Below are 23,205 nucleotides of genomic sequence, written 5' to 3' on the forward strand. Positions count from 1 at the left end.
GCGCCGCTCACGCGGCCCGGGATCACTTGCCGCGCAAGGCCTTCCGGTCCATGCGGGCCCGCATCGGGTCGACGCCGGGCGGCAGGGGAGCGCGCAGGCCACCGAGCGCCTTGAGGCGCTTGTTGACCAGGGCCATCTCGTCCTTGGTGATCTGCGGCTTGAGGCGCTGCACCTTGCTCGCGAGCTTCGGCAGGCGGATCTCGTTCTCGCCCGACCCGACGCGCATCGTCGTCACCGGCACGCCGGGGGCGACACGCTCGACGCGCTTCTTCTCGGCGGCGAGCAGCTTCTGGACGCGGGCCGTGGGGCCCTCGCCGACGAGGACGACGCCGGGCCGGCCCAGCGCGCGGTAGACCATCGCGGCGGAGTTGATGTCGCCGGGGCGGGCGACGTCGGCGGCGACCGGCTCGCGGTCGGTGTACCAGCCGCGCCGGATCGAGGTGAGGGCCGCACCGGCGGCGCCGGCCTGGCCCTCGATCTGGCTGTAGGCGGCACGCTCGGCACGCCGGCTCATGATGATCGTGGCAGCGAGGATGCCGAAGAGGACACCGAAGATGCCGAAGATCCACGGCAGCTTGACGATGAAGCCGACGACGAGGAGCACCCCGAAGACGACGAGGAACGACAGCAGCATGTACCAGCCGATGACCGGGTCAGCCTGCTTGGAGACCCGGTAGACGTCACGGATCTGGGACAGCCGTCCCTGCTTCTTCTCCTGGGGCGCGCTGCTCGCGTCGCCGTACTTGTTGCGTGCCATGGTGCTCAGGATACGGCGCTCTGGGAGCGGGCCACCAACGACGCCGCCTCCTGGCGGGCGGGGGACTCGGCGGCCTCGGCGAGGTGCGACAGGTGCGCCGGGATCTCGCGGCCCCACTTGCGCATGGCGGTCGCCCAGAGGCGTCCGGCGCGGTAGGAGGAGCGGACGAGGGGACCGGCCATCACGCCCTTGAAGCCCATCGCGTCGGCGACCTCGGACCAGTGCACGAACTCCTCGGGCTTGACCCACCTGTCGATCGGGTGGTGCAGCTTGGAGGGGCGGAGGTACTGGGTGATCGTCAGGATGTCGCAGCCGGCGTCGTGGAGGTCGCGGATGGCCTCCTCGATCTCGGTGTCGGTCTCGCCCATGCCGAGGATGAGGTTGCTCTTGGTGACGAGCTGGGCCTCCCGGGCCATGGTCAGGACCTTGAGCGACTTCTCGTAGGTGAAGGCGGGACGGATGCGCTTGAAGATGCGCGGCACCGTCTCGAGGTTGTGCGCGAAGACCTCGGGCCGAGCGTCGAAGACCTGTCCGACGAGCTCGGGCTTGGCGCCGAAGTCGGGCGGCAGGATCTCGACGCCGGTGTTGGGGTTGAGCAGATGGATCTGGCGGATGGTCTCGGCGTAGAGCCCTGCGGCGCCGTCGGGCTGGTCGTCGCGGGCGACGCCGGTGACGGTCGAGTAGCGCAGGCCCATCCGAGCGACCGACTCGGCGACGCGGCGTGGCTCGTCGAGGTCGAGGGAGGTCGGGCGGCCCGTGGCGATGTCGCAGAAGTCGCAGCGGCGGGTGCAGACGTCACCCCCGATGAGGAAGGTCGCCTCCTTGTCCTCCCAGCACTCGAAGATGTTGGGGCACGCCGCCTCCTGGCACACCGTGTGCAGGCCCTCGGACTTCACCATGCCGTGCAGGGCGGTGTACTCGGGCCCCATCTTGGCGGTCGTCCGGATCCAGGACGGCTTGCGCTCGATGGGGGTCTCGGCGTTGCGCGCCTCGACGCGCAGCAGACGACGGCCGTCGGGAACGACAGACACACGGGCTCCTTGGTCGGGATTTGCTGCTTCGCACAGGTTACGCCCGATCGGGGACACACCCGACCAGGGTGGTGCGGCGTCGGTGTGGGACCCGCCCTCAGCGCGGGAGGTGCGAGCGCACCTCGGCGAGCCGCGTCGCGAGGAAGGCCCGCTCGACGTCGTTGCCGGCGAGCGCCACCGCCTCCTCGTAGGCCACCTCGGCGTCGCCCCAGTCCTCGAGGCGGCGCAGCAGGTCGGCGCGGGTGGCGCTCACGTAGGGGTAGGTCGCCACCGTCGGGTCGCCCAGCAGGGGCTCGAGCGCCCGCAGACCCGCCTCGGCGCCGTCGCGGAAGCCCACCGCCACGGCACGGCCGAGAGCGACGACCGGCGAGGGCCAGAGCCCCAGGAGCACGTCGTAGAGGCCGACCAGCTCGGTCCAGTCCGTCGCCTCCCACGTCGGGGACTCTGCGTGGACGGCGGCGATGGCGGCCTCGACGGCGAACCGGTCCGGGGGAGCCGTCGCCAGGGCGACCGCGACGAGCGACGAGGCCTCCTCGATGAGCGCGCGGTCCCAGCGGCCGCGGTCCTGGTCGGCGAGCAGCACGAGCGTGCCGTCGTCGTCGACGCGCGTGCTGCTGCGGGCCTGGCCGAACAGCATGAGCGCGAGCAGCCCGGTGACCCGTGGCTCGTCCGGCAGCAGCCCGTGCAGCATGCGGCCCATCGACACCGCGACCTCGACGAGGTCCTGGCGCACGTGCGCGGCACCGCTCGGCGCCGCGTGTCCCGTCGTGAAGACGAGGTGCACCACCTGCGTCACGAGGGGCAGTCGCTCGGGCAGCTCCTCACGCGTCGGCACGCGGTACGGGATGCGGGCAGTCGCGATCTTCTTCTTGGCCCGCGTGATCCGCGCCGCCATCGTCGACTCCTGCACGAGGAAGGCTCGCGCGACCTCCGCGGTCGTCAGGCCGCAGACGAGGCGCAGCGTGAGCGCGACCTGAGCCTCGGGCGACAGGGCGGGGTGGCAGCACGTGAACACGAGCCTCAGCCGGTCGTCGGGAAGGACCGACCCGGCATACGACCCCTCGTGGGCCGGGGCCGCCCTCTCATCGTCGTCGATGACGAGGAGCGGAAGGAGCCGACGGGCGTGCGCCTCGCGTCGCACGACGTCGCGGGCGCGGTTGCCGGCGACGGTGGTCAGCCAGCCACCCGGCCGATCCGGTATGCCGTCCGCCGGCCACCGCGCCAGGGCGCGCTCGAACGCGTCCTGCGTGCACTCCTCGGCGAGGTCGAGGTCGCGCGTGACACGCACGCTCGAGGCGAGCACCCGCGCCCACTCGTCGCGGTGGGCGCGGGCGACGGCGTCCGCCACGTCGGACGGCGGCCGGCTCTGCACGTCGGGGTCAGCCGTGGTCCACGATGGGACGCACCTCGACCGCGCCGTGCCGCTCACGCAGCTCCGGGAGCATCCGGGCCAGGGCGACGGCGGCGTCGAGGTCCGGCACGTCGACGATGTAGAAGCCGCCGAGGGCCTCCTTGGTCTCCATGAAGGGCCCGTCGGTGACGATGGGGGTGTCACCGCCCGAGGCGCGCAGGGTCGTGGCCGTCGTCGACGACTCGAGCTCCTCTCCGCTGAGGCGCCCGGCACCGGCCGCGGCCGAGAAGGCGATGTGGCCGGACTCCTTGGCCTTCAGCTCCTCGGGTGTCTGGGCGTCCCACTCCTGCTCGCTGCCGTAGATGAGGACGAGGTACTTCGCCATGTCGGTGCTCCTTCGTGTGCTCGGCCGGTCCGTCCGGCCTGCAGGTACGACGAACGGGGATCGGGCGGATCGACAGGTGTCGTGGACGCCGTCGACGTCGGGGGTCAGCTGACGTCGCGACGCCGGAAGGTCAGCACGCCGGCGAGCGCCAGGGCCACGACGACGCAGAGCAGGAAGACCCACCCGTGCGTGAAGGTGATGATGTGCTCGGCGTACTCGCAGCCTGCGTCCGTGCAGGTGTTGGCGTAGTAGGTCGCCCCCTTGGAGAGGAAGGCCTCGAGGTTGTGCAGTACCGACCACTGCTGGAGCCGGCCACCGAGGAATGTCTGGACCACGATGCCCTCGACGACGACGGCATAGCCCAGCACGACGCCGATGATGGCCGCGGTGTGCCGCAGCACCAGACCGAGCGAGGCACCGACGAGCCCGGCTCCCAGGGCGAGCGCCACGACACGCAGGCCGAGCACGGCGACGGGCTCGTCGAGGGCCGGCGGGTCGGGCAGGACGAGGTCGTCACCTGGGCGGTTGACGACGGCGACCATGCGCGCACCGAGGTTGCCCAGGGTGAGCCCGACGACGGCGAGGGCGGCGCCACCGAGGCCGGCGGCGCCGAGCTTGCTCGTGGCCACGCGCAGGCGGCGCGGTTGGAAGGTCAGCCAGGTGCCCATCGCGCCCGTGGTGAACTCCGCACCGACGAAGCTCGCCCCGAGCAGCAGCGCGAGGAAGGCGATCACGAGTGCTCCCGTCCTGGCGAGGCCCTCGGTGATGCTGTCGGCGACCGGGAGCGCCAGGCCCATCTGCTCGAGGGTCGGAGGGGTCTGCTGGCTGCAGCCGAAGTCGATGGACGGGTCGCCGGCCCGGTCCCGCTCCATCGCCTCCTGCTTCTTGCAGTCGGCGACCATCTGAGGGGCCTGCGCGACCATCAGCTTGTAGTCGTCCAGCTGCTGGGCGAGCCGCTCGGGGGCGCTGGCGTTGTAGGCGTTGTAGACCATGGCGCCGGTGAAGACGACGACGGCCACGATCGCGGCCTGCGTCAGCCGTCGCCACCACAGCCGCCTCACCTCGACGCCGACGAGCCCGACGAACGAGGTGCCCCGCGGCCGCCGCTCCGTGCGCGGGCGCGAGTCCGGCGCGGTGAGGAGGCCGCTCATGACGCACCGTCCCTGCCGCCGGCACCCGCGGCCCGGTCGGCCTCACTGCCCAGGCCCTCGTCGGCCGTCAGGGCCAGGAAGGCCGACTCGAGGTCGGGCCGCACGGCCACGAGCTCGTCGACGTAGAGGCCCTGCCCGGCCAGCGCGCGCGTCACCGCGGCAGGATCCTCCGCGGCGACGAGGAGGTGCTGCCCCTCGCGCGCAGGGTCGAAGCCGGCATCGCGCAGCACCTGCTCCGCCCGGTCGGGCGAGGCGACGCCGACCCGCACCCGGGCCACCCCGTTGCCGCCGAGGATGTCCTCGACCCGGCCCTCGGCGAGCATCGTGCCGTGGCCGATGATCGAGACGGTGTCGGCGACCTGCTCGACCTCGGCCAGGATGTGCGAGCTGACGAGCACCGTCTTGCCCTGCGACCCCAGCGACCGCATCGTGTCGCGCACCTCGCGGATCCCGGCGGGGTCGAGGCCGTTGGTCGGCTCGTCGAAGATGAGCAGGTCCGGGTCCTTGAGCAGCGTGGCGGCGATGGCGAGCCGTTGCTTCATGCCGAGCGAGAAGCCGGCGTAGCGGTCACCCCCTCGGTCGCGCAGGTGGGTCGCCTCGAGCACCTCGTCGACGCGCGCCCGCGGCGCGCCGATCGCTCCGGCGAGCAGGCCGAGGTTGCGGCGGGCGGTGAAGGCGGGGAAGAACTTCGGCGACTCGACGATGGCGCCGACCCGGTCGACCACCTGCGGCAGCCGCGCAGGGACCTCGTGCCCGAACACCTCGGCAGAGCCGGAGTCGGCACGGGCCAGGCCGAGGAGCATGCGGATCGTCGTCGTCTTGCCGGAGCCGTTGGGCCCCAGGAAGCCGTGCACCCCACCGAGCGGCACCGACATCGACAGCCCCTGCACGGCGACGCGGCGCGACCCGCGGCTCAGGTACGTCTTGCGCAAGTTGACGGTGCGGACGGCGACGTCCATCGATCCCCCTGAGAGTCGGCTGTGAGCACACCCTAGGGGAGGTGGGGCGACTCAGGTCAGGACGCGCCCGTTGGGTCGCAGGGTCGGCAGGATGTCCGCGAGGTGCTTCTCCACGTGCGGGAGCACCTCGGTGACCGGCACGTCGCGCCCGAGCTCGAACGACAGCGACGTCACGCCCGCGCCGACGATCCCGCACGGGATGATGACCTCGCCCCAGGACAGGTCCGGGTTGCAGTTGAAGGCGAAGCCGTGCATCGCGACCTGGCGGCTCACGCGGATGCCGATGGCGCCGATCTTGCGGCGCGGGCCGCGGTCGTCGGCGGCGATCCACGTGCCGCTCTCTCCCTCGACCCGGCCTGCCTCGACCCCGAAGTCGGCGCAGACCCGGATCATCATCTCCTCGATGTGCCGGACGTAGCCGACGACGTCGATGGGGGCCGGCAGCCGGACGATGGGGTAGCCGGTGATCTGGCCGGGACCGTGCCAGGTGATCTTGCCGCCGCGGTCGACGTCGATGACGGGAGTGCCGTCGTTCGGACGCTCCTGAGGCTCGGTGCGCTTGCCCGCCGTGTAGACCGCCCGGTGCTCGAGCAGGTAGACGGTGTCGGGCTCCTCGCCGCTCACGACCTTCGCGTGGGTGTCGCGCTGGACCTGCCAGGCCTGCTCGTAGTCGACGAAGTCGGGGTCGAGGCCGAGGTGGACGAAGCGCATGCGGTCACCCTACGCCGGGCGGCATACGATGCCGGAATGCCTGCCACCGACCCGTCCCCGTCCACTCCGCTGCGCGTCGGGCTTGTCGGCTACGGCTCCGCCGGGCGCGGCATCCACGCACCGCTCATCGGACGGGCCGGCCTGACCGTCGCTGCCGTGTCCACCTCGAACGCGACCCGGGCCGACGAGGTCCGCGCCGACCTGCCCGGGGCGCAGGTCGTGCCCGACCTCGAGACGCTCCTCGGCGTGGAGGGGCTCGACCTCGTGGTCCTCGCGTCACCCAGCGGGGTGCACGCCGAGCAGGCGGAGCGCGTCATCGAGGCGGGCCTGCCGCTCGTCGTCGACAAGCCGCTGGCGGTCGACGCCAGCCGGGCCCTCGACGTCGTGGACCAGGCGACGCACCGTGGGGTGCCGCTGACCGTCTTCAACAACCGGCGCTTCGACCCTGAGCTGGCTGCGCTGCGGATCGTCCGCGACCAGGAGCTGGTCGGCGAGATCTGGCGAGCCGAATACCGTTGGGACCGTTGGCGACCCGTGCCCAAGCAGCGCTGGCGCGAGCAGGTGCCGGCCGAGGAGGGCGGCGGCCTGCTGCTCGACCTGCAGACCCATCTCGTCGACCAGGCCGTGCTGCTGCACGGAGAGGTCGAGTCGGTCTACGCGGAGGTCGACTCGCGCACCACGGTCGCCGAGGACGACACCTTCCTCGCGTGCCGGCACACCTCGGGCGTCGTCAGCCACGTCATGTCGAGCTCGGTCAACGGGGCACCCGGGCCGCGCGCACGGGTCAACGGCTCGGCGGGGTCGTACGTCATCGGCCGCCAGTTCGACGACGTCAGCTCGTTCACGGAGTTCGAGAACGACGGCGACGCCATCGGCTGGGTCGTGCGCGGTGACGAGCGCGAGCGCGGTCCCGTCGTGACCGACGCCGACCAGGCCAACTTCTACCGCGCCGTGGCGGCGGCCCTCGTCTCGTCGGATCCCCAGGCGACGATGCCGGTCGACCCCCGCGACGCCGTCCACGTGCTCGCCGTCGTCGACGCGGCGCGGATCAGTGCCCGCGACCGGCGCGTGGTCGAGGTCGTGACGCCCGGGCAGACCCCCTGACGGATTTTCCCTCGCGGTCAGGAGCGCATATGCCGTGTGGCGCGTCGCCCGTCGCCCGTGGGAGGTCGCGGACGGCCGGGCCATCGACGGCTCCCACGGCTGGTCCACAGCACGTCCCTCCACGGCAAGTCCTCCTGACAGCTTGTCCTCCTGACGGCGCCCTCCCGCAGCGCCTGCCGTCCGGCGGCTGCCGGGCCTGTGGATGACCCGCACGTGCGCCAGTGCCGGGCTGCTTGCATGAACGGGTGACCGACACCGCCGAGCTCTCTTCGCCACCCTCGAGGCCCGAGGTCCCCGGGCACCGCCTCGAGGCCGTGCTCGGGACCGGCGCCTCCGCCGTCGTCTGGGCGGGCACCGACGCGACCGGCCGCAGGGTCGCCGTCAAGGTGCCGCACCGTGGCCGCGACGAGCTCGACCGCCACCAGTCCGTCGCCGAGCAGGAGGTCCTGCTCGCCGTCCAGCACGAGCACCTCGTGCCGCTGCGGTCGGTGGTGCCCCTCGCCGACGGCCGCGAGGCCCTCGTCTTCGACCTCGTCCGGGGCGCGCAGCTCGCCGGCATGGTGCGCAGCCGAGGCCACCTGCGCCCGGGGGAGGTCGTCACCGTCCTCACCCCGGTGTGCGAGGCCGTGGCGCACCTGCACTCGGCGGGCGGGCTGCACGCCGACATCTCGGCGGGCAACATCACGCTGACCCACGACGGCCGTCCCGTCCTGCTCGACCTCGGGGCCGCCCGGGTCGCCGGTCGCGAGCCCGGTGCCGTGCACGGGACACCGGGATTCGTCGCCCCGGAAGTGCGGCTCGGCACGGAGCCCGACGAGTCCGCCGACGTCTACGCCCTCGGCGCCGTCGCCTGGTTCTGCCTCACCGGCAACGGCGCACCCGACACGATGATGCGCCTCGACCGCGAGACCGTCGTCAGCCACGTCGGCCCCGAGCTCGCCGACGTCGTCGCGGCCGCCATCGACCCCGACCCGCACCGACGCCCTGGGGCCGCCGAGCTCGCGAGGCTCTTCTACGACGCGGTCGAGCCCGAGGCCGTCGAGGTCGTCGTCGGCGCCGACGAGGCCTCGGCGCTGACCCACCGACTGCGTGCCGATGCCGGGCGCGAGCCGGTCGTCGCCGAGCCGTCACCGCGGCGCTGGCCGAGGCGGGCGCTCGCCTCGGGCGTGATCGCGCTGCCGCTGCTGGCCGCCGCCGGCTGGGCACTGGCGGCGCGTGGGCCGGACACCGCGCGACAGCACCCCACCGATGCCGTCGCCACGCGCGAGCTCGCACCGACGGCGGCCGCAAGGGTGACGGGCCGGCCCGCTGTGCCGCCCGTGCCGCCCGCGACGACGACGGCCACGACGACGGCCATGACGGCAAAGACGGCGACGACCCCGCCCACCGCCGCGCGCACGGCCTCGGCGGTTCCGGCAACCCGACCGGCATCGGGCGCACCGGCGACCGGCGGCGCACCCGCGACCGCAGACGTGCTCGTCGACCCGACGAGCCCGTCGGCGCGGGCCCAGGACCTGCTCCAGGCCCTCAGCGACCGTCGGGCTGAGGCTCTTGTCGCACGCGACACGACCAGGCTGACCCTGGTGCACGCGCCCGGATCACCGAGCCTCGCCAACGACCAGGCCCTCGTGACGGAGCTCGTCGATGCGAGCACTCGCTGGGAGGGGCTGCGGCTCGAGGTGGCGCAGGCAGTGTTCGTCTCGGGGACGGCGTCGGAGGCCGTCGTGCGCGCCCGGGTGGACTGGACGGCATACGCCGTCGTGACCGCGTCGGGTCAGCGGACCGAGCGTCCGGCCGACGCCGGGGCCCTGCTCGACTTCCGCCTCGTGCGAGGTGCGCAGGGCTGGCGGATCAGCGCCATCAGCGCTGCACCAGCCACCTGACTGCGCCCTCGAGGTCGGGGTGCTCGAAGGCGAAACCGGAGGCGAGCAGCGCCTCGGGCTCGACGCGCTGGCTCGCGACGACGTAGTCGGCGAACTCGCCGATGACGGCTCGCAGGGCGAAGTGGGGTGCCGGCACGAACGCGGGTCGCGACAGGGCGGAGCCGATGGCTGACGCGATCTCGCGCTGGCGTGCGGAGCCGGGGGCGGTGAGGTTGAACGCGCCCGTCAGCTCGGGGTGGTCCACGAGGTGCAGGAGGGCACGGACCTCGTCGACCAAGGTGATCCACGGCCACCACTCGCGGCCCGAGGCCATGGGTCCGCCGAGACCGAGGCGACCGAGCAGCACGACCTGCTCGAACGCGCCGCCGTCGCGCGCCATGACGAGGCCGGTGCGGGCGAAGGCCACAGGGATCCCTGCATTGACGGCAGGGGCAGCAGCTCCCTCCCACCGGACGACGACGCCGGCGAGGAAGTCCTGGCCGGGCGGGCTCGTCTCGGTCAGGTGCTCATCGCCGCGGTCGCCGTAGTAGCCCACCGCCGAGGCGTTGACCAGCCGGATGGCCTGACCGGTGCGCTCGTGGTGTGCAACGAGAGCCTGCGCGACCGTGCCGGTGGCGTCGGTGCGGGAGCGCTCGACCTCGCGCTTGTGCTCGGCGTTCCAGCGACGGTCACCGATGCCGACCCCGGCGAGGTTGACCACTGCGTCGACGCCGTCGAGGGCCGAGGCGTCGAGCCGGCCCCTGGTGGGGTCCCACTGGACCTCCTCGGGGGCCGAGGGGGAGTGGCGCACGAGACGGACGACCTCGTCGCCGCGCTCCGCGAGCGCACGACGAAGCGCGCCGCCGATCAGGCCGGACGAGCCGGTGACGGCGACGCGCTTCGTCATGGGGTGCTCCTCATGGTGGGGGACCTCAGGCCTCGAACTGGCCCTCTTCGAGCCGGGCCTTCATCGTGCCGAGGAACCGAGCGGCGTCGGCACCGTCGACGATGCGGTGGTCGTAGGACAGCGCGAGGTACATCATCGAGCGGATCGCGATGGTCTCGCCGCCGTCGGCATCGGTGACGACGACGGGCCGCTTGACGATCGCGCCGGTGCCGAGGATGGCCACCTGCGGCTGGTTGATGATCGGCGTGTCGAAGAGCGCGCCGCGGCTGCCGGTGTTGGTGATCGTGAAGGTGCCACCGGCGAGGTCGTCGGGCGTGATCTTGTTGCTACGCGTGCGCGCGGCGACGTCGGCGATCGCGCGGGCGAGCCCGGCGATGTTGAGGTCACCGGCGTTCTTCACGACCGGGACGATGAGCCCCTTCTCGGTGTCGACGGCGATCGAGAGGTTCTCGCTGCCGTGGTAGACGACCTCGTCGCCGTCGATGCTGGCGTTGACCATGGGGTGGGCCTTGAGAGCCTCGGTCGCGGCGAGCGCGAGGAACGGCAGGAAACTGAGCTTCGTGCCCTCGCGGGCCTCGAAGTCACCCTTCACCTTGGCCCGCAGGCGCGCCACCTTGGTGAGGTCGACCTCGACGACGGTCGTCAGCTGGGCCGACACCTGGAGCGACTCGACCATGCGTGTCGCGATGACCTTGCGCAGGCGGGTCATCTTCTCCCGCGTGCCGCGCTTGGGCGAGACCGAGGCGGCGGCGCTGGGTGCGGACGACGCCGGGGCGGCGGCCGCAGCCGGTGCGGCTGGGGCGGCGGGCTGGGCGGCCGGTGCCTTGGCGGCCTTCGCGGCCTCGGCGGCGTCGAGCACGTCCTGCTTGCGGATGCGCCCACCGACACCGGTGCCGGTGACCGAGCCGAGGTCGACGTCGTGCTGGTTGGCGAGCTTGCGCACGAGCGGCGTCACGTAGGCGGCGGCGTCGTCGCGCGAGGGCGTCGCGGCGGCGGGCGCTGCGGCCTCGGGGGACTGCTGCGCGGGGGCGCGCTCGGCGTCGGCAGGCTTGCCGGCTGCCTCCTGGGCGGCCTCCTCCGGCTGCTCCTGGGCCGGGGCCTGCGGCGCCTCGGCGACAGGCTCGGGTGCCTTCTCGGGCTGCGGCTCCGGGGCTGCCGGCTCGGGTGCCTTCTCGGGCTCGGGTGCCGGCGCCGGGGCGGACGCCGCGGCGGGCGCGCCGCCGATGACGGCGAGGTCGGCGCCCACGGGGACGGTGTCGTCCTCCTGGACGAGGATCTTGGTCAGCGTGCCGGCGACGGGCGACGGGATCTCGGTGTCGACCTTGTCGGTCGAGACCTCGAGGAGCGGCTCGTCGACGGCGACCTCGTCGCCCTCGGCCTTGAGCCAGCGCGTCACGGTGCCCTCGGTGACGGACTCTCCGAGAGCCGGCATCGTCACCGTCTGGCCCTCGCCACCGGACGAGGAGGAGGCCGCCGCCTGCGGCTGCTCGGCCTGCTGCGCCTCGGGCTCGCTCGTCGCGGCCTGCGGTTCCTGCTCGGTGCTCGGCGCCTCGGGGGCGGGCGCAGACCGCTGCGGCTCGGGCTGCGGCTCGGGCTGGGACTCGGCAGCCGGGGCGTCGCCGCCGGAGGCCGGGGCGCTGCCGTCGCCGATGACGGCCAGGTCGGCGCCCACAGGGACGGTGTCGTCCTCCTGGGCGAGGATCTCCTGGAGGGTGCCCGCGACGGGCGAGGGGATCTCGGTGTCGACCTTGTCGGTCGAGACCTCGAGCAGGGGCTCGTCGACCTCGATGCGGTCACCGACGTTCTTCAGCCAGCGGGTGACGGTCCCCTCGGTGACTGACTCACCCAGGGCCGGCATGGTCACGCGTTCTGACATGACGTGTTCTCTCCTCTTCCCAGTTTCTGGCTCAAGCGTGTGCGTGCAGGGGCTTACCCGCCAAGGCCAAGTGTGCCTCGCCGAGAGCCTCGTTCTGTGTGGGGTGCGCGTGGATGAGACCGGAGACGTCCTCGGGGTGCGCCTCCCAGTTGACGATGAGCTGTGCCTCACCGATCTGCTCACCCATCCGGGCCCCGATCATGTGGACGCCGACGACGGGCCCGTCGACCTGGCGCACGAGCTTGACGAAGCCCTGCGTGCCGAGGATCTGGGACTTGCCGTTGCCTCCGAGGTTGTACTCGTAGGTCGCGACGTCGCCGTGCTTCTCGCGGGCCTGCGCCTCGGTCAGGCCGACGCTCGCGATCTCGGGGTCGCAGTAGGTGACGCGCGGGATGCCGCTCTCCTCGAGGGGCGCGGGCGCCAGGCCCGCGATCTCCTCGGCGACGAAGATGCCGTGGGCGAAGCCGCGGTGCGCGAGCTGCAGGCCGGGCACGATGTCGCCGACGGCGTAGACGCCGGGGACGGTCGTGCGCAGGCGCTCGTCGGTGGTGACGAAGCCGCGGTCGACGGCGACGCCGGCTGACTCGTAGCCCAGGCCGTCGGTGACCGGTCCCCGGCCGACCGCCACGAGCAGCAGGTCGGCCTCGATGGTCTCGCCAGACTCGAGCGACACAGAGACGACGTCACCGTGCTGCGTGGCCCCGGCGAAGCGCACCCCGGTCTTGAACGAGATCTTGCGCTTGCGGAAGGACCGCTCGAGCTGCTTGCTGATGGCCTCGTCCTCGGCTGCCACGAGCCGGGGGAGTGCCTCGACGATGGTGACCTCGGAGCCGAAGCTCTTGAAGACGGAGGCGAACTCGACGCCGATGACTCCGCCGCCGAGCACGACCACCCGGGCGGGCACGTGGTCGATGGACAGGGCCTGCTCGCTCGTCATGATGCGGCCGCCGATCTCGAGACCGGGGAGCGACTTCGCGTAGCTGCCCGTGGCGAGCACGACGTTGCGGCCCGTGACCCGACGGTCGCCGACGACGACGGTGTGAGGGCCGTCGAGGACACCCGCTCCCTCGACGTAGTCGATCTTCGCGGCCTTGACAAGTCCCTGGAGGCCCTTGTGCAGGCGGCTGACGACGCCGTCCTTGTAGGCGTTGACGCCCGACATGTCGACCGACTCGAACGTCGTCTTGACCCCGAACGAGGCACCTTCGCGGGCGACGTCGGCCACCTCGGCGGCGTGGAGCAGCGCCTTGGTGGGGATGCATCCCTGGTGCAGGCACGTGCCGCCGAGCTTGCCCTTCTCGACCAGCGCCACCGACAGCCCGAGCTCTGCCGACCGGAGGGCACAGGCGTAGCCGCCCGACCCTCCACCGAGAATGACGACGTCGTAGTCGCTGGCGGCATCAGCCGGCATGTGGATGTTCTCCTTCGGGGCGGATCGTCCACTCCGGCCGTGGTGCAGCGGGAGAGGGGGACGTGCGGGAGTACGCGGTGGTGGGCGTACGGGGGGTCGTGCAAGAGCATCTTGTCATTGATCCTGTGCGAGGGCACAGGCAGGTCTCGGCGCCGCGTGTACTGCCCTCTGGGGCACGGCTGCACCACGTACAGTGCCGCCATGGGCTGGTTCTCACGACGCGGCAGCCACAAGGGTGTTGCCCGCCTCGGCCGTTCCGACGGGCCGAAGATGGAGATCGACCGCAAGGCGGTCGAGGAGCACCTGCGCGCGTTCGTCGAGTCGCGGCTCGGTGTCGAGGCCTATGTCGAGCCGGCAACCAGCATGACGCCCACGACGATCGTGCTCATCGCCTGGGACGGCGAGTGGACCCGGCGCGCGGTGGGCTCTCCCAAGGACGGTTTCGAGATGAGCCAGAAGCTCGGCGTCCCGGTCTACGACGTCAACCAGACCGGCTACCCCAACCGCATGCGTGAGTGGAGCAGGCGCCGACGGCAGGGCGACGCCTGACCGGGAGACCCGGCCACCCGGCATACGCCAGCAGGTGAGCGCGTGGAACGCGGGCGACCCTCCGGTCGGGAACGAAAGCGAGTGGACCGGGCCCCGGTTCGCTGACAGGGTGAAGACAGTCCGTCCCGTGCCGGGTTCGGAGCCAGCGCACACAGGAGGTTTCGGAATGTCGAAGCAGGATGGCGAGACCAGCGGTCCCAGCGAGGAGATGAAGGCCAAGTTCCGGGCCGCCCTCGACAAGAAGCACGCGCACGGTGGCAAGGACGTCTCCGACGACCACGACCACTCCAAGGTGCACGGGGCGCACGGCCCCGCCAAGGCCCAGCAGATGTTCCGTCGCAAGTCCGGCGGCTGACCAGCCCCTGACAGCCGAAGAGGCCACGTTCCCCTCGGGACGTGGCCTCTTCGCGCGATACCGGCGGGCGACGCTCAGACGTAGGACTCGGCGAGACCGACGAGCGTGCGCACGCCGAAGCCCGTGCCGCCCTTGGGCCAGTAGCCCGTCGGCGCCTTGTCGTTGAAGGCCGGTCCGGCGATGTCGAGGTGGCTCCACGGGATCCCCTCGCCGACGAACTCGGACAGGAAGATGCCGGCCGTCAGCATGCCGCCCTCCACACCGCCCTTGTGGGCCAGGTCGGCGTTGATGGACTCGAGGGCGGGACGCAGCTCCTGGGGCAGGGGCATCGGCCACATGGCCTCGCCGACCGTCGACGCGGCCTCCAGCACGCGGGTCCGGAAGGCGTCGTCGTTGCCCATGACGGCGCCGGTGTTGGCGAGGGCGACGACCTGCGCGCCCGTCAGGGTCGCGATGTCGACGATGGCGTCCGGCTTGCTCTCGGAGGCCAGGGCGATGCAGTCACCGAGGACCATGCGGCCCTCCGCGTCGGTGTTGAGCACCTCGACGGTCTTGCCGCCACGCATCGTCACGACGTCGCTCGGGCGCTGGGCGGTGGCGCTCGGCATGTTCTCGGCCAGGCCGAGGTAGCCGGTGACGGCGATGGGCAGACCGAGCTCGGCGATCGCGAGCACCGCGCCCGCCACCGCCGCGGCACCCGCCATGTCGCACTTCATCGTCAGCATGCCGTTCGCGGGCTTGATGCACAGGCCGCCCGAGTCGAACGTGATGCCCTTGCCGACGAACGCGATCGAGGCCTTGGGCCGAGCGGGGGCGTAGGTGAGGACGGCGATGCGCGGGTCGTTGGCCGACCCCTGGCCGACCCCCACGGTGCCGCCGAAGCCGCCGGCGCGGAGCGCCTTCATGTCGTAGGACTTGAGCTTGACCTTCGTGCCCTTGACGCGGTCGGCCAGCGAGTCGACGAAGGTCTCGGGGTAGAGAAGGTTCGGCGGCAGGTTGACGAGGTCGCGGGTGTAGGCGACGGCGTCGCCGAGCGCCGCGGCGCGCTTGACGGCCTTGCGGGAGGCTGCGTCCGCCGGGCCGACGAGCGCCACCGCGTCGACGGCGTCGGTGCTCGTCGTGCCGGCCTTGGACACCGCGTAGGCGCCGAGGGCGACGCCCTCGGCCACGGCGGAGACGACCTCGACCGAGGTGCCCGGGACGACGACCGCGACCTTCTTCTTCTTGCTCAGCGAGCGGATCGCGCCGCCGACCGCCTTGCGCAGGTCCTCGAGGGCGCCGGCACCGCTCGTCAGGGCGCCGACCCCGACGAGCACGACGAGCTTCGCGGCGACCTCGGGCACCGCGGCGAGTGTCGTCACCTCGCCGACCTTGCCGGCGAGCTCGAGGTCGGCGGCGACGGACTTGAGGTGCGAGACCGTCTTGCGCGGCAGGCCGTGGCCGGGCGCCAGGGTGGCGCCTCCGTCGGCGGGCACCAGCGCCACGACGAGGGCGTCGCCGGGGGTGTCGGCGGCCGAACGGTTGGAGATGGTCAGGTTGGCCACGAGGGGACTCCTTGGTCGGGGTGCTTCCGGGGCGCACGCGGTCCCGGGGCCGGGGGTGCGGTGAGAGCGGGTCTGGTGGTGCCGTCGTCGGTGCGGGGTCGGGTGCACTCACGGTGCCACGTCGCCCCGCGGGTGGGCGGCGTTCGATGATAACGAGCGGGGGAGGCGCTCCCGCCGAGCGGTAGGTTGGCGCCCATGACGACAGAGACGTCGGGGACCTCCCCGCTCACCTCACCCCTGCACGACCGCCACGTCGCCCTCGGCGCGAAGATGGCCGACTTCGGCGGCTGGGACATGCCGATCGAGTACCCCGGCGGCGGCGTCGTCGCCGAGCACACCGCGGTGAGAGAGCGTGTCGGCGTCTTCGACGTGAGCCACCTCGGCAAGGCCTCGGTGACGGGCCCGGGAGCGGGCGACTTCGTCAACTCCTGCCTCACCAACGACGTGCGCCGCATCCAGCCGGGCTCGGCGCAGTACACCCTCTGCTGCGACGACGCGGGCGGCGTCGTCGACGACCTCATCGTCTACCTCAAGTCCGACGACGACGTCTTCCTCATCCCCAACGCCGCGAACACGGCGGAGGTGGTGCGCCGCCTGCAGGCCGCCGCGCCGGAGGGCATCACCGTGACGAACCTGCACCGTGACTACGGCGTGCTCGCCGTCCAGGGCACGAAGAGCGACGAGGTGCTCGAGGCGCTCGGGCTGCCGACCGGCCACGACTACATGTCCTTCGTCGAGGCCGACTGGCGGGGCGTCCCCGTCATCGTCTGCCGCACCGGCTACACGGGCGAGCGCGGCTACGAGCTCGTGCCGCGCTGGGACGACGCCCCGGCGCTCTGGGACGCGCTCGTCGAGGCGATCGCGCCCTTCGAGGGCAAGCCGTGCGGTCTCGGCGCCCGCGACACCCTGCGCACCGAGATGGGCTACCCGCTGCACGGCCAGGACCTGTCGCTGCAGATCTCGCCGGTGCAGGCGCGGGCCGGCTGGGCGGTCGGCTGGAAGAAGGACACGTTCTGGGGCAAGGCCGCCCTCGAGGCGGAGAAGGCCAACCCGACGCGGCTCATGCGCGGCCTGCTCGTGACGGGCCGCGGCATCCCGCGCGCCCACTGCACGGTGTCGTTCCAGGGCGCGGCGGCCGGCGAGGTCACCTCGGGCACCTTCTCGCCCACGCTCAAGCAGGGCATCGCGCTCGCGCTGCTCAACCCGGAGATCGCCGACGGCGAGACCGTGTCGATCGACGTGCGCGGTCGCGCCCTCGAGGCGACGGTCGTGAAGCCGCCGTTCGTGCAGGTGCAGGTCCGCGAGGGCTGACCTTCCTCCGAGCACGTATGCCGGGTGGCGCGCCCCGCGGGCCACCCGGCATACGCTGCCCACCGTCGAGTGGCCACGATCGGCCCACTGCCAGTCGTCGAGTGGCCACCATCGCCCCCCTGCCAGTCGTGGAGTGGCCACGAACGGCCCTCGCCGGTGGTGGCCCGTTCGGCCGTGAGCGTTGACTCCGGGACAGAAGCGCCGGTTTCCATGGTCTCGATCTGTTGGTCGGCCATGGAGGGCCGCCTCTACGTCATGCGTGGCGAGACGGAGCGCTCGTCCGAGTGCCGACGAGTCCGTGCCTCCCGTGCGGTGCGCGCTACCCCCAAGAGTGCTTCACCTGACGTCCCAACGCAGTGTGAACCTTCGCGGGTCCGCGACGATCTTCTCAATCGTTTCCCGACCCTGCAGGACCGCGGCGCATCTCGCGTACAAGAAGCCGTCGGAACTGATCCCGGGTACCCGTGGGAGCCACCACGGCTCGGAGACGTCGCGCCAGCCCTGACGGGCGATCGGTCGCAGATCCATACGCTGCAGGACCTCGGCCAGACGATCCTCGAAAGCCAAGATGGTGTCGGGGGCGCCGGAGCAACGGCACTGAGGCCCGCGGAGGACAGGCCTTCATCGACACCTCGACACGGGCGGGGGTACGTGATCTACGTCGACTGCTGCTCTAGGGTTCATCGGCGACCCTGTGTCGGCGACCACGCCGAGGGGTCATGCGCTGTCCGGGGGTGAACCGCACCCGACCTGCTCGAGAGGCGGCAAGGGTTTCCCATGGTCGATGTCCTGCTGGCCGGTGCTCTGTCAATGGCGGTAGCGCTGTTGTGCACGAAGCCCTTCATCGCTTTCCTGGTCCGGCACCGTTACGGCCAGTTCGTGCGTGACGACCTCGTGCACCACCATGTCAAGCGCGGCAAGCCGACGATGGGTGGGGCCGTGATCATCGCAGCGGCGCTCGTGGGCTACTTCGGCTCGCATGGGCTCCTTGCGGCGCTCGGCGCCATGGGTGTGCTCAGGGAGGTACACAGCTCTGTCTCGCTCAGTGCTCTGCTGGTGCTCTTCCTGCTCACCGGTCTCGGCCTGGTCGGGTTCCTGGACGACTGGATCAAGATCCGCAAGGAGCGCAGTCTCGGCCTCAGGTCGAGGCAGAAGCTCCTGGGACAGACGCTTGTCACCGTCGCTTTCGCCCTGGCGGCCCTGCTGGTCAAGGACGAACGGGGGCTGGCTCCCGCGTCGACAGCGATCTCCGTCATCCGAGACACCAACGTCGACTTCGCCGTCGCGGGGCCTGTGGTGGGCGTCCTGCTGTTCATCGCGTGGTCGAACGTCCTCATCGCCGGAGCCTCCAACGGAGTGAACATCACCGATGGCCTGGACGGCTTGGCAACGGGGGCCTCAGTCATGGTGTTCGGCGCTTACACGATGATTGCCTTGTCCCAGTTCAGGCAGGGCTGTCAACTGCTTCCGGGGCCGGCGTGTTACGACGTGCCGGCCGCACTGGATCTGGCCGTCGTCTCGTGCGCGATCGCCGGTGCCTGCTTCGGGTTCTTGTGGTGGAACACCGCGCCGGCCGAGATCATCATGGGAGACACCGGCTCCCTGTCGCTCGGCGCGGCGTTGGCAGGGCTCGCGATCCTCACGCACACCCAGCTGCTTCTGGTGGTGCTGGGTGGCCTCTTCGTGATCGTCACCACGTCGGTCATCATCCAGGTGATCAGCTTCAAGCTGACGGGCAGGAGAGTGTTTCGGATAGCGCCGCTGCATCACCATTTCGAGATGGTCGGGTGGTCCGAGGTCACCATCGTGGCGCGCTTCTGGATCATCGCCGCCATCTGCGTTGCGGCGGGCCTGGCGCTCTTCTACAGCGGTTGAGTCGTCGCTTCCCGAACGACAGACGCCTCTTTGCTGGCCGTCGTCCCTAGAGTCGCTGGCCTGTACCGGGCAGCGGTCACCCAGATCGCGGCTACTTGTTTCATTGACGGAAGGACCGGTGCCTGCGCCCGCGAGGCGCACCGCGTAGGTGGCCGTGCCAGCCCGGGTCCGGCTGCAGGCCGCGTGCGCCTGCGACGCCCTCTTGGTGCTCGGCCTGGAGCTGGGGTCCGTCCTCCTGCCGCGTCTCGCCTGTTGCGGTCTCAGCCGACCGGCATGACCCGCAGTGTGGTCTCGGGTACGTCGCTGCAGTGACGGCGCCGACGGGTTCCGGGCCGTACCGGTCGTACTTCGCGTGGTAGGCGGCCGTCACCTGGTCGGCGGTTGCCGGTGGCGCGGGTTCGAAGGTGACGTCACGCTCGACGCCGCCCGAGCGGATGTGCCCCGCGCCGGTGGCCCGGGCCCGACGGAACCAGCCGTTCTGCGGGCCGTGCGCGGAACGGATGTAGATGGCGTCTCTGACCCGCACCTGCCAGATCGGGATGCCGGGTCGTAGGGACCCGTCCCGGCGCTGGCTTGAGACGTACAGCTCGTACGCGCCGCCGATACGGCTGAGCTCTTGCTCGGTCCATGACGTCATGGCGGTCTCCTGTGTGGTGCTCGTGCGGGTGGTCACCGGGTGCTGGCGATGGTGTACGCGGACAACCACTGCCCGGTGTCGTGGGTGAAGTGGATCTCGAGCTGCAACGGCCAGGTGCCGCGGCCGCCCCAGATGGTGGCGTCCGTCCGGGTCCGGGCCGTGAGCACCGGGTCTGTCGCGTCACCGCCGACCGTGACAGCCACGTCCGTGATGCGGTGGTAGGCCATCTCCCCGGAGGGGACCTGGGTCAGCCAATCGCGGCGGGGCTGCTCGTAGCCGGTCATATGCGTCAGCGTGAAGTTCTCGGTGAGCTGCTCCGCGAGGGCTGGGGCGTCGCCGGCGACCATGCTGTCGCGCTGCGCGGCGTAGTTGCCGCGCACAGCGGCATCGACGTCGTCGTTCGGTCCGGTCACGGGTGAGGTTCTCCTCCGCTGTCTGCCGTCAGGCTTCCGGGATCTCGCGGCCGTAGCTCTCGAGCGTGATGTCGGCCGGCTCCGGGCCGCCGCGCTGGCCGGTGTCCAGGGCGTCGATCGCGGCGAGTTGCTCGGTGCTGAGGTCGAAGTCGAAGACGTCGAAGTTCTCGGCGATGCGGTGGGCCTTGGTGGACTTGGGGATCACCGAGCGCCCCTGCTGCAGGTGCCAGCGCAGCATCACCTGGGCGGGGGTCTTGCCGTGTGCCTCGGCGATGCCGCCGATCACGGGGTCCTTCAGGGTGCTGCCCTTCGAGCCGTCGCGGTAGAAGGTGATGCCGCCGATAGGTGACCAGGCCTGAGTGAGGATGCCGTGCTGGGCGCCGAACGCCTGGACGTCGCGCTGCTGGAAGTAGGGGTGGTTCTCGATCTGGTTGACGGCGGGCACGACCTTCGCCTTCTCGAGCAGCGCGGTGAGGTGCTCGACCATGAAGTTGCTGACGCCGATGGCCCGGACCTTGCCGTCCGCGAGAAGGGTCTCCAGCGCCCGGTACGCCTCGAGGGTCTTGTCGAAGTCGGTCGGGAGGGCCTGGTGCAGGATGAGCAGGTCGATCTGCTCGACGCCGAGCTTGCCGGCGCTCTTGTCGAACCCGTGCAGGGTCTGGTCGTAGCCGTAGTCGCTGATCCAGATCTTCGTCTCGAGGAAGACCTCGCCGCGGGCGACCCCGGAGCTGTGGACGGCCTCGCCGACCTCGCGCTCGTTGCCGTAGGCGGCGGCGGTGTCGATGTGGCGGTAGCCGGTCGCCAGGGCCGCCTCGACGGCTGCGCGGGTCTCGTCCGGAGGGGTCTGGAACACGCCCAGCCCGAGTGCTGGCATCTCGATGCCGTTGTTGAGTGTAACTGTAGGAGTGGTCATGTCGGTCACGCTAGGCGGGGCGCCGGTGCCTGGGGAGTCCCTGCCGGTGGTGGTACCGGCAGTACCTGCCAGCGGGCAGACCTGGTCACTGAAGTGCCCTCGCCGGTCCCGTCTTCACGGGTGTCCGGCGGTGGACGCGGCCTTACTGCAGGTCGTCCGCGCCGTCACGGCCGTGCGCGCCGGAGACGGGGAGCGCCGCCGCGGGCGGAGCGGTGGCCCAGCTCGCGAGCAGGGCCACCGCGTCAGCGGCGGGGCTGTCGGCGGCGGCGGTGTAGACGTTGAGGCGTTGTCCTTCGTCGCCGGGGAGCGCGAACGCCTCGAAGTCGAGGGTGATCTCGCCGACGAGCGGGTGGTGGAAGGTCTTGGTGCCGGAGCGGTGGTAGCGCACATCGTGGGCGGCCCAGAGCTGACGGAACCGGTCGCTGCGAGTGGACAGCTCGCCAATGAGGTCCTGCAGGTCCTTGTCGTACGGGTCGCGGCCGGCCTCGGCGCGCAGGTAGGCGACGGCGTCGGTCTGGATCCGGTCGAAGTGGGTGAAGAACTCCGGCGCGTCCGGGTTGAGGAACACGAACCGGGCCGTGTTGGGACGGTCGGACTCCTCGAAGATCGGGCTGTAGAGGGCCCGGCCGAGGTCGTTGGCGGCGAGGATGTCGAAGCGGCCGTTGCGCAGGTAGGCCGGGGTCGGCAACAGGTCGAGCATCCGCTGGATCGTGGGCCGCACCCGCCGCCTGGAGGGCGCCTTGCGGGCGGGCTTGCGGGTCGACGCGGCGGGGACGAGACGGTAGAGGTGGTCGCGTTCGGCCTCGTCGAGCTGCAGGGCGTGCACGACACCGTCGAGGAGGCTCTCGGAGACCGAGCCGACGTTGCCGCGTTCGAGCTTGGTGAAGTACTCGACGCTGATGCCGGCGAGCATCGCTGCTTCCTCGCGGCGCAGGCCGGCGACGCGGCGGTTGGCCCCGTAGACGGGCAGGCCGGCCTGCTGCGGGGTCAGCCGCGCGCGGCGGGTCACCAGGAAGTCTCGCAGCTCGTCCTTCGGGTTCACGGTCTCCACGGTAGGTAGTCGCAGCCGTTGTCTGCGAGTCCCTGACGGTACCCCTCTCCACAGGGGCTCCCACACTCTGCGCCGGCCCGGTTGTCTTGAGGCCGTGACCACACCCACCCACGCTCCAACCCACACGACGAACAGGCGCGCCGCCTCATGGCCCCAAGAGGGTGCTCCTGCGTCGGCGGGGCCTCCCGGGCACACCCGGGCGATCCTGGCGATCATCCTGGTCAGCTACTTCCTGATCCTGCTCGACAACTCCGTCGTCTTCACCGGCGTCCCCTCCATCCGGGCCGACCTGAACCTGCCGCAGACGCAGCTGTCCTGGGTCCAGGACGCGTACACCCTCGTCTTCGGCGGCCTGCTCCTGCTCGGCGCGCGCCTTGGTGACCTGCTCGGGCGCCGCCGCGTGTTCATCGCCGGCCTGCTCGTGTTCGTCCTCGCGTCCGCCCTCGTCGGGTCGGCACCGAACGGCACGTGGCTGGTGGTGGCCCGCGCGATCCAGGGCATCGGCGCCGCGATCGTCGCCCCGTCCTCGCTGTCGCTGCTGACCGCGAGCTTCCCTGAGGGCCCGGCACGCGCGCGAGCGGTGGCGATGTACGGTGCGACCGCCGGCATCGGCGCCAGTCTCGGACTGGTGGTCGGCGGCGCCGCCGCGGACCTGGTCTCGTGGCGGGCCGGGTTCTTCATCAACCTGCCGATCGTCATCGCCATGGTCCTGCTCGCGCCGAAGTACCTCCCCGAGACCGAGACCCGCACCGGCGCGTTCGACCTGCCCGGCGCGATCCTCGCAACGCTCGGCACCGGGGCCCTCGCGTTCTCCGTCATCGACTCCGCCGACCACGGCTGGACCACCCCCACCGTCCTGCTCTCCTTGGCCGCTGGTGTGGTGCTGCTCGCGCTGCTCGTGCTCCGGGAACGCGGCGCGCCCCAGCCGATCATCAGCGTGAGGTGTTTAGCGTCAAGGGCTGGGCGGGTGCCGGTGTCTCGTCGTCGGTCCCTGCATAGCTAATCGAGGTCGTGCTCGGCAGCGTGTGATCGGGTTGTGTCGACGACGGGAC

At 71.6% G+C, this 23,205-nt stretch carries 23 protein-coding genes; 7 read left to right on the plus strand and 16 right to left on the minus strand.

What is annotated here, in order from left to right; all coding sequences use genetic code 11:
• Positions 1–22 precede the first annotated feature (22 nt).
• From ABD297_RS18285 to lipB, 7 genes are all read right to left on the minus strand, one after another.
• Entirely contained in the window at positions 23–757 is a 735-nt protein-coding gene (locus tag ABD297_RS18285) for a DUF4191 domain-containing protein (RefSeq protein WP_344256501.1), read from the minus strand.
• A gap of 5 nt (positions 758–762) precedes the next feature.
• Positions 763–1,788 carry a lipoyl synthase gene (gene lipA, locus ABD297_RS18290; protein WP_344256502.1) on the minus strand — a complete coding sequence of 342 codons (1,026 nt, stop codon included), beginning with the start codon at positions 1,786–1,788 and terminating at the stop codon, positions 763–765.
• Positions 1,789–1,885: 97 nt separating this feature from the next.
• Positions 1,886–3,160: an RNA polymerase sigma factor gene (locus ABD297_RS18295; RefSeq protein WP_344256503.1), complete on the minus strand. Its 1,275-nt coding sequence runs from the start codon at positions 3,158–3,160 to the stop codon at positions 1,886–1,888.
• Positions 3,161–3,167: 7 nt separating this feature from the next.
• The gene (locus ABD297_RS18300) at positions 3,168–3,524 is read right to left on the minus strand and encodes a YciI family protein (RefSeq protein WP_344256504.1); all 357 of its coding nucleotides are present in this window, start codon (positions 3,522–3,524) and stop codon (positions 3,168–3,170) included.
• Between the two features lie 104 nt (positions 3,525–3,628).
• Positions 3,629–4,675 (minus strand): hypothetical protein, encoded by a 1,047-nt coding sequence (locus ABD297_RS18305; RefSeq protein WP_344256505.1) that lies wholly within the window; start codon positions 4,673–4,675, stop codon positions 3,629–3,631.
• Entirely contained in the window at positions 4,672–5,634 is a 963-nt protein-coding gene (locus ABD297_RS18310) for an ABC transporter ATP-binding protein (RefSeq protein WP_344256506.1), read from the minus strand. The genes ABD297_RS18305 and ABD297_RS18310 overlap by 4 nt, the downstream gene beginning before the upstream one ends.
• A gap of 51 nt (positions 5,635–5,685) precedes the next feature.
• Positions 5,686–6,345 carry a lipoyl(octanoyl) transferase LipB gene (lipB, locus tag ABD297_RS18315; protein WP_344256507.1) on the minus strand — a complete coding sequence of 220 codons (660 nt, stop codon included), beginning with the start codon at positions 6,343–6,345 and terminating at the stop codon, positions 5,686–5,688.
• 36 nt (positions 6,346–6,381) lie between these two features.
• Here lipB and ABD297_RS18320 point away from each other — a divergent pair, with 36 nt between their 5' ends.
• Both ABD297_RS18320 and ABD297_RS18325 read left to right on the plus strand, forming a co-directional pair.
• Positions 6,382–7,449 (plus strand): Gfo/Idh/MocA family protein, encoded by a 1,068-nt coding sequence (locus ABD297_RS18320; protein ID WP_344256508.1) that lies wholly within the window; start codon positions 6,382–6,384, stop codon positions 7,447–7,449.
• A 245-nt stretch (positions 7,450–7,694) separates the two neighbouring features.
• Positions 7,695–9,332 carry a serine/threonine-protein kinase gene (locus ABD297_RS18325; RefSeq protein ID WP_344256509.1) on the plus strand — a complete coding sequence of 546 codons (1,638 nt, stop codon included), beginning with the start codon at positions 7,695–7,697 and terminating at the stop codon, positions 9,330–9,332.
• Here the strand turns inward: ABD297_RS18325 and ABD297_RS18330 are convergent.
• From ABD297_RS18330 to lpdA, 3 genes are read right to left on the minus strand one after another with little or no spacing between them, the layout of a single operon-like run.
• The gene (locus ABD297_RS18330) at positions 9,310–10,218 is read right to left on the minus strand and encodes a TIGR01777 family oxidoreductase (protein WP_344256510.1); all 909 of its coding nucleotides are present in this window, start codon (positions 10,216–10,218) and stop codon (positions 9,310–9,312) included. The two genes, ABD297_RS18325 and ABD297_RS18330, sit on opposite strands and share 23 nt — an antisense overlap.
• A 25-nt stretch (positions 10,219–10,243) precedes the next feature.
• A complete protein-coding gene (gene sucB, locus ABD297_RS18335; protein ID WP_344256512.1) occupies positions 10,244–12,094 on the minus strand; it encodes a 2-oxoglutarate dehydrogenase, E2 component, dihydrolipoamide succinyltransferase in 1,851 nt (616 codons plus the stop codon).
• A 31-nt stretch (positions 12,095–12,125) separates the two neighbouring features.
• Positions 12,126–13,505 carry a dihydrolipoyl dehydrogenase gene (gene lpdA, locus ABD297_RS18340; RefSeq protein WP_344256513.1) on the minus strand — a complete coding sequence of 460 codons (1,380 nt, stop codon included), beginning with the start codon at positions 13,503–13,505 and terminating at the stop codon, positions 12,126–12,128.
• Between the two features lie 201 nt (positions 13,506–13,706).
• Here lpdA and ABD297_RS18345 point away from each other — a divergent pair, with 201 nt between their 5' ends.
• Both ABD297_RS18345 and ABD297_RS18350 read left to right on the plus strand, forming a co-directional pair.
• Positions 13,707–14,054: a hypothetical protein gene (locus ABD297_RS18345; protein WP_344256514.1), complete on the plus strand. Its 348-nt coding sequence runs from the start codon at positions 13,707–13,709 to the stop codon at positions 14,052–14,054.
• Positions 14,055–14,220: 166 nt separating this feature from the next.
• Positions 14,221–14,409, plus strand: a complete 189-nt coding sequence (locus ABD297_RS18350; protein ID WP_344256515.1) for a DUF5302 domain-containing protein — start codon at positions 14,221–14,223, stop codon at positions 14,407–14,409.
• Between the two features lie 74 nt (positions 14,410–14,483).
• Here the strand turns inward: ABD297_RS18350 and ABD297_RS18355 are convergent, their stop codons facing one another.
• Positions 14,484–15,953, minus strand: a complete 1,470-nt coding sequence (locus ABD297_RS18355) for a leucyl aminopeptidase (RefSeq protein ID WP_344256516.1) — start codon at positions 15,951–15,953, stop codon at positions 14,484–14,486.
• A gap of 195 nt (positions 15,954–16,148) precedes the next feature.
• Here ABD297_RS18355 and gcvT point away from each other — a divergent pair, with 195 nt between their 5' ends.
• The gene (gene gcvT, locus ABD297_RS18360; protein WP_344256517.1) at positions 16,149–17,264 is read left to right on the plus strand and encodes a glycine cleavage system aminomethyltransferase GcvT; all 1,116 of its coding nucleotides are present in this window, start codon (positions 16,149–16,151) and stop codon (positions 17,262–17,264) included.
• Between the two features lie 336 nt (positions 17,265–17,600).
• Here the strand turns inward: gcvT and ABD297_RS23745 are convergent, their stop codons facing one another.
• Positions 17,601–17,831 (minus strand): DUF4240 domain-containing protein, encoded by a 231-nt coding sequence (locus tag ABD297_RS23745; protein WP_425581195.1) that lies wholly within the window; start codon positions 17,829–17,831, stop codon positions 17,601–17,603.
• Positions 17,832–18,041: 210 nt separating this feature from the next.
• On the opposite strand from ABD297_RS23745, the gene mraY reads away from it, so the two are divergent.
• A complete protein-coding gene (gene mraY / locus ABD297_RS18365) occupies positions 18,042–19,139 on the plus strand; it encodes a phospho-N-acetylmuramoyl-pentapeptide-transferase (protein WP_344256518.1) in 1,098 nt (365 codons plus the stop codon).
• Between the two features lie 100 nt (positions 19,140–19,239).
• Here mraY and ABD297_RS18370 read toward each other — a convergent pair whose 3' ends face one another.
• From ABD297_RS18370 to ABD297_RS18385, 4 genes are all read right to left on the minus strand, one after another.
• Positions 19,240–19,776, minus strand: a complete 537-nt coding sequence (locus ABD297_RS18370) for a DUF2255 family protein (RefSeq protein ID WP_344256520.1) — start codon at positions 19,774–19,776, stop codon at positions 19,240–19,242.
• Between the two features lie 32 nt (positions 19,777–19,808).
• Positions 19,809–20,189: a nuclear transport factor 2 family protein gene (locus ABD297_RS18375; RefSeq protein ID WP_344256521.1), complete on the minus strand. Its 381-nt coding sequence runs from the start codon at positions 20,187–20,189 to the stop codon at positions 19,809–19,811.
• Positions 20,190–20,217: 28 nt separating this feature from the next.
• Positions 20,218–21,102: an aldo/keto reductase gene (locus tag ABD297_RS18380; protein ID WP_344256522.1), complete on the minus strand. Its 885-nt coding sequence runs from the start codon at positions 21,100–21,102 to the stop codon at positions 20,218–20,220.
• 142 nt (positions 21,103–21,244) lie between these two features.
• Positions 21,245–22,144, minus strand: coding sequence for a helix-turn-helix transcriptional regulator (locus ABD297_RS18385; protein ID WP_344256523.1), 900 nt, complete (start codon positions 22,142–22,144; stop codon positions 21,245–21,247).
• A 103-nt stretch (positions 22,145–22,247) separates the two neighbouring features.
• Here ABD297_RS18385 and ABD297_RS18390 point away from each other — a divergent pair, with 103 nt between their 5' ends.
• Complete coding sequence (locus ABD297_RS18390; RefSeq protein ID WP_344256524.1) at positions 22,248–23,156, plus strand: MFS transporter; 909 nt, start codon at positions 22,248–22,250, stop codon at positions 23,154–23,156.
• Positions 23,157–23,205 lie beyond the last annotated feature (49 nt).

It is taken from the genome of Terrabacter carboxydivorans (assembly GCF_039532035.1).
Classification (GTDB): Bacteria; Actinomycetota; Actinomycetes; order Actinomycetales; family Dermatophilaceae; genus Terrabacter; species Terrabacter carboxydivorans.